The organism is Sporomusa sp., from assembly GCF_035561255.1.
In the GTDB taxonomy this organism is placed as follows: Bacteria; Bacillota; Negativicutes; order Sporomusales; family Sporomusaceae; genus Sporomusa.
Map to the genome: position 1 here is coordinate 1 of NZ_DATMXX010000199.1, position 5,710 is coordinate 5,710.

General features: G+C 43.6%; 5 protein-coding genes, 1 rRNA gene and 1 riboswitch. Of the genes, 1 reads left to right on the top strand and 5 read right to left on the bottom strand.

Annotation, left to right across the window (positions count from 1 at the left end):
- Window positions 1-140 (bottom strand): 16S ribosomal RNA (locus tag VN379_RS11025); the annotation flags it as partial.
- Between the two features lie 345 nt (window positions 141-485).
- Window positions 486-1,445 (bottom strand): ABC transporter substrate-binding protein, encoded by a 960-nt coding sequence (locus tag VN379_RS11030; protein ID WP_325533743.1) that lies wholly within the window; start codon window positions 1,443-1,445, stop codon window positions 486-488.
- Window positions 1,446-1,599: 154 nt separating this feature from the next.
- Between VN379_RS11030 and VN379_RS11035 the strand changes: the two genes are divergently transcribed.
- Window positions 1,600-3,369 carry an ABC transporter ATP-binding protein/permease gene (locus tag VN379_RS11035; RefSeq protein WP_325533745.1) on the top strand — a complete coding sequence of 590 codons (1,770 nt, stop codon included), beginning with the start codon at window positions 1,600-1,602 and terminating at the stop codon, window positions 3,367-3,369.
- On the opposite strand, the gene cobO is transcribed toward VN379_RS11035, so the two are convergent.
- The 3 genes from cobO to VN379_RS11050 form a co-directional block, all read right to left on the bottom strand.
- On the bottom strand, window positions 3,366-3,944 hold the full coding sequence (cobO, locus tag VN379_RS11040; RefSeq protein ID WP_325533751.1) for a cob(I)yrinic acid a,c-diamide adenosyltransferase: 579 nt from the start codon (window positions 3,942-3,944) through the stop codon (window positions 3,366-3,368). The two genes, VN379_RS11035 and cobO, sit on opposite strands and share 4 nt — an antisense overlap.
- Window positions 3,945-4,027: 83 nt before the next feature.
- The gene (locus VN379_RS11045) at window positions 4,028-4,603 is read right to left on the bottom strand and encodes an HD-GYP domain-containing protein (protein WP_325533747.1); all 576 of its coding nucleotides are present in this window, start codon (window positions 4,601-4,603) and stop codon (window positions 4,028-4,030) included.
- A gap of 300 nt (window positions 4,604-4,903) precedes the next feature.
- A riboswitch (cobalamin riboswitch) is annotated at window positions 4,904-5,085 on the bottom strand.
- A gap of 73 nt (window positions 5,086-5,158) precedes the next feature.
- Entirely contained in the window at window positions 5,159-5,605 is a 447-nt protein-coding gene (locus tag VN379_RS11050; RefSeq protein WP_325533749.1) for a flavodoxin, read from the bottom strand.
- Window positions 5,606-5,710: the final 105 nt, after the last annotated feature.

Consider the following 5,710-nt stretch of genomic DNA (forward strand, 5'->3'; position numbering starts at 1 on the left):
TCCCCAGTTTAGAGGCAGGTTGTCTACGCGTTACTCACCCGTTCGCCACTAAGTAAGTATTGCTACTTACTCCGTTCGACTTGCATGTGTTAGGCACGCCGCCAGCGTTCGTCCTGAGCCAGGATCAAACTCTCCAATAAAGTTATATTATTGAAGCCGTTTATCGGCTCATTATCAATCAAATCTTGTTTGTTGCTTGTGCTGCAAGCAGCACATCGCACATCTGGCTTTTTTTGATGCATTACTTTACATTGTTCAGTTTTCAGGGAACAGTTTGTTGCACTGTCGCTTTGTGACGACTTATATATACTAACACATCAAATTCAGGCATGTCAATATATCTTTTTTGGTGTTTTTTGGCGTTTGCAATATTTTGCTGTATTATTTTACCTAATTATCGCCAAGCGACTTTTATATGATATCTAAATATTAATATATTGTCAACCACCAAGCGGTCTTTTTCGACCAATTTCCATACTTCTTAATCAAAAATATTGCGGATAGGCTGCTTTAGCCATCTCAGTGATACCACGAACAACGTAATGGGATGTGGAATACATGTAGCGGTCAGGTATCTGGATAAGATTTTTATTCTCAATAGCTTTTACCTGACGTAGTGCTGGATCATTCTCCAAATCAGACTTAAACTGCTTAAAATCTGTTTTTCCTGTATAGTCCCAGTCCGGAAGTAAAAGAATATCCGGCTTTATTTTAATAATCTGCTCTTTTGATAACATTCCGTTACTGTCAATCCCGGCACTAGCCGCTCCGTCTATCACGCCGGCATACCGGCACATATCCTCAAACATACTGCCCTTGCCCCCGGTGCCTCCCATTAAAGAATAATTAACGACAATCTTGCGCTTATCAGACGGTATTTGATCTATTTTTTTGCCAACCTGCAACAACTCTGCCTCCATGTCTGCAATGAGCTTATTACCTGCTGCTTCCTCACCTACAACATGCGAGATTTCAGCGATTACCTGCTTTACCTCTGCAATATTATTAGGTGTTTTATATACATACACAGGAATCCCTACATCCCTGATGCTCTGAATGAGCTCAATTGCCTGCCAGTCGGCTGTGATCGCCAGATCAGGGGACATCGCCACAACATTTTCAGCATTTGCGTGTATCTTTCCGGAAACACTCTTAGCCTCTGCTGAAATGTTGGAAATACTGTTGTCATCAGCTAAATAGGTCAGTGCGGCAATCCGTTCTGCAGGCACAAGCGCCATGAGAAACTCATCAGTTCCGATCGTCAGAGAAACCAGCCGCTGAGGTTTACGCGCCAGTTTAACCACATGGCCTTTACTATCTGTAACAGTATAACCACTAAGAGGCTGGGTCGTCTGGGCATTGGGACTGTTGCCACAACCGGTGGTGAGTAGGAATATCCAACTGAGAATTGCGGCCAATAGGCCGATAATTGCCGAACGCTTCATTTCGCTAACCTCCTATCAAATTACCCTACATCATATAATAGTATTGCTCTCCCGTCAGCCCATTTTGCTTACATATCTGTATCAGCAGGGGCATATAATTGCCATACCTGCTTTTTGTATGTTTCATTTGTCCTACCCGGGGAGGAGGAAAACAATGATAAAATATACCTCCAAAACAAATACAAAACTAATGAGAGTCTTGTTGTCCTATTGGTTGTCAGCGGCAGGTTTACAGGCTTGGACTTTAACATTTTCACTGTTTTTTTGCACAGGATTAATTGTATTATTGACAATGCAGCTTAACAATTGGCAAGTAGGCTTTTACAATCATTTACAGCAACACAGTTTTTCCGGCTTTAATGAGTCCTTAACTACATTTGTTATGATTTCCTTGGTATTAGTAGCAGCCTTAGGCAGCCAAACTCATTTCAAAATGCTGCTGCAGATACGCTGGCGCCAGTGGATAACAGACAAGTATATTGCCTTGTGGCTGCACAACCAAACCTACTTTCGCATGAGTTTGCACCCTGACACTGTTGATAACCCGGACCAGCGGATAGGAGAGGATATTAATCTATTTGTCACTCATTCGTTAGAATTAGCAACAGGATTGTTACGTCAAATAATATCCCTCACAGTATTCTCAGTTGTGCTGTGGCAGTTATCTGGTGAAATAAAATTCACCCTTTTCGGTAGGGAATTTGTTCTTCATGGCTATTTAGTTATAGCAGCCCTAATCTACTCTACATTCGGAACATGGATAACCATGCTGGCAGGCCATCCGCTTATGACGCAGAGTAATGTTCAGCAAAGCAATGAGGCTGATTTTCGCTATTGCCTTGTCCGCCTTAAGGAATATGGTGAATGTGTTGCGCTTTATAAGGGCGATCAGCAGGAGAGGGTTAACTTGCTGGATCATCTCGCGCGAATTGTTACTACCTATCTTTCCATAATAAAGACGACCCGGACGATCACCTGGATATCATCAATCTACTCACAGCTCTCGATCGTTTTTGCGTTTTTAATCGCTTCTCCCCGGTATTTTAACGCAGACTTACAGCTTGGCCAATTATTTGAAATATCGGGCGCTTATTGGCATGTCCATTCTGCACTCTCCTACATTATAGACAGCTTTGGTCGGATAGCCCAGTGGAAAGCAGTCACCGACCGATTAAACGAATTTTACACTCAGTTAACCACTACCAATAAAGCGTCCAAACTACTGCCCGCAATCTCTGCAGCAAATAACCACAATACGGTAGCGATGAAAAACCTTACAATATTATCTCCCACAGGTCAGGTTTTAATAAACAATCTGACACTAGAGCTAAGACCGCGCGAGAGCATTCTTATCACCGGGCCTTCAGGCTGTGGAAAAACCACATTACTGAAGACGTTATCAGGAATATGGCCGTTCTTTGATGGAAAAATCACCTTACCCTCTGAGAAAAAAATGCTATTTTTGCCACAAAAGCCATACTTACCTATTGGCTCACTACGCCAAGCCATTTTATACCCTTATAGAATGGCTAAAACAACCAATATAACAATAAAAGAACTCCTGACTAGTTGCGGTTTATGCTCACTGCTGCAACACCTGGACCGGGAAGCGGACTGGTCAAAACTACTTTCCCTTGGTGAGCTTCAGCGAATTTCCATTGCCCGGGCTATATTGCATCAACCTGAATGGCTTTTCCTGGATGAAACAACCTCCTGTATTGACACCAGGATGGAACAGGTTATGTATCGTATTCTCAAGGAGAAATTACCGGAAGCATCATTTATCAGTATTGGTCATCGGGACACCCTGAGAGCTTATCACCAATGGATATTACACTTAGATGAAACCGGCTTATGGCACTGTTCTGAGCAAATAGCCAGTTCCGGTAATGAGACGTGGAGTAAGCGCAACGCCAGCAGTTAAAACTCTATCCCCTGTTGGGCCGGTATTCCCTTTTTATACGGATGCTTAACTACGCACATTTCAGTAACCAAATCGGCCTGATCGATTATTGCCTGTTGTGCATCCCGCCCGGTAAGTACGAGGTGCAGGGACTGTGGTTTGGCCTCCAGCAACGCTAGTACAGCCTCTGTAGAGACCAGTCCAAATTTAATGGCATAGTTGATTTCATCCAGAATAATCATATCCCACTTGCCTGACATCATTTCTTTCCTGGCATCAAGCAATGCATCTTCAGCAGCATCTTTGTGATCAGCTAAAGCCTCATCTTTTGCATGCCGTACAAAACCTTCCCCCAACTGGCGGATGACGAAGTCTTCCCCCATTCTCGCCGCAGCCTGAAGTTCGCCGTATTTCCAATTTCCTTTAATAAATTGTAAGACAAGTACCTTAAATCCCTGTCCCCAGGCCCGCATTCCCAGCCCTAACGCAGCGGTTGTTTTTCCCTTACCGTTACCTGTATTGATAATAATTAAGCCTTGTCGCTCTTTCACAGCCTCAACAACCCCTCTAAATAGTTCAGAATATCTTTTCCCTATCACATCTTTTATTATATTTCCCACTGGAAATCATATTTTCCTGCTTCAATACCAGTGAGACACGCCAAATACAATTTTACACCTTAGATGAGATACTCATCTTTTTTTGTTTCTATTATTTCCATATAACTATTAAATTTCCGGCACAACCAAGGATCAAACAGGGTACCGGCACAGCGCTCCAGTTCCCGCAAAGCTTGCTGAGTATCTAAGTTCCGGTGATGTTCCCGCCGCCTGTTGGTCATTTCATCAAACGCATCACAGACAGCAAGCATTCTGCTTAAAAAGGGAATCTCGGCTTCTTTAAGGCCTTCCGGGGATCCGTTGCCATCATATCGTTCACGGTGATAACGGATAACCTGGCTGATTTCTGACAACCCCATAGCATTAAGTATTGCCCCGCCATATAATGGATGAAAGTTAACCAGAGTCGCCTCATGCTCTGACAATGGTTCGGTTTTGTTTAGTACCGTACTTGATAAGCATAATTTTCCAATATCATGCACCATCCCGCAAGTCAAAGATTTTTGCATTTCCTGCTCAGAGAAATCCATACAGGCTGCCCATTCAAACATCTGCATGGCAACACTCTGGCTATGGCTAAGGGTTCTGGGATCATGTTTTCCAAGAAGCGATAATAAGCTAGCAACTTTTTGCATTCTAAGTCCCTCCGTCCTTGTAGTAGTACTAGACACACGATAACTGATCATCGTCCTTTTACCCCATTCCTGGAGATCGCATTACAGGATGTTACTAAAACAAAACCCCCGAGACTGGCTCAGGAGTTTTTGTCCCAAGGACGATTCACCCTGTACAAACAAATAAAAACCCTCCCCTGAATGATGCGGGAGGGTCAAAACTACAAAAGAAATCTATCTAATAGAAATTCCCGGCTATAAATAGCCGGGAAAGAAAAGATTATTTCATATAATCCCCTTCCCCATCGCACGTGGGTAAAAACGGTGACTGTCAGACAGGCAGTTCTCCTGGCTCTGGATCATTGCTCGCCCAAACCTTCCCAAGACGCAGGTCTCAGTGGTATACCTTGGGTCTACTCCCCATTACAGTGGCGGGACCGCGCCGGCATTACACCGGTCTTCCCTATTAAGCCCTTGCGGGCACCTATCTCTTAAATATTAAATTGTTTATGTACCAGATGTATCTGGTTTAAATGTAGCATGTAGTAAAAAATCTGTCAATGAATATTGTTTGAATTATTCTTTTCCAGACGCCTGAGCCAGCTTCACACCTAATTCCTTGCAAAGACTGAGCCCCTGCTCATCAGGACTTTCCTGAACAACTAATCCGCCTGCAACCAGCTGAGCTCCAAGCCCCTTCATTCTTTCCTCCCAGTCCCTCATCCACTGTCCATCGCCCCAGCCATAAGAACCAAATAAAGCAAGCGGCTTTCCAGTCAATTCTGCGGCCTGCAAGGTTGTGACAAAAGGCTCCATCTCGGTCTCTTCCAACACCTCATCACCCATAGACGGGCAGCCCAGGGCAATTGCATCGGCTTCAAGCACAGTATTCTTTGACGCATTGTTTACAGCAATCAATTCAACGCTAACCCCATCATTATTTTTAGCACCATCGGCTACAGCTACTGCCATTTGCTCGGTATTCCCAGTACCACTCCAATAAATAACAGCTAATTTTTTCATGCTTTCTCCCCCTATAATTGAAATAGATTCTCAGTTGATTGTCAAAAAAAATATCAGCCAAGCTTTAGTTTAGCTGCTCACCTCCGTAATCTAATATCACTAGAT

Bases quoted from the DNA above. Each gene is read 5' to 3' on its own strand.
- VN379_RS11030 (WP_325533743.1), bottom strand. From the start codon at position 1,445: ATGAAGCGTTCGGCAATTATCGGCCTATTGGCCGCAATTCTCAGTTGG.
- VN379_RS11035 (WP_325533745.1), top strand. From the start codon at position 1,600: ATGATAAAATATACCTCCAAAACAAATACAAAACTAATGAGAGTCTTG.
- VN379_RS11045 (WP_325533747.1), bottom strand. From the start codon at position 4,603: ATGCAAAAAGTTGCTAGCTTATTATCGCTTCTTGGAAAACATGATCCC.
- VN379_RS11050 (WP_325533749.1), bottom strand. From the start codon at position 5,605: ATGAAAAAATTAGCTGTTATTTATTGGAGTGGTACTGGGAATACCGAG.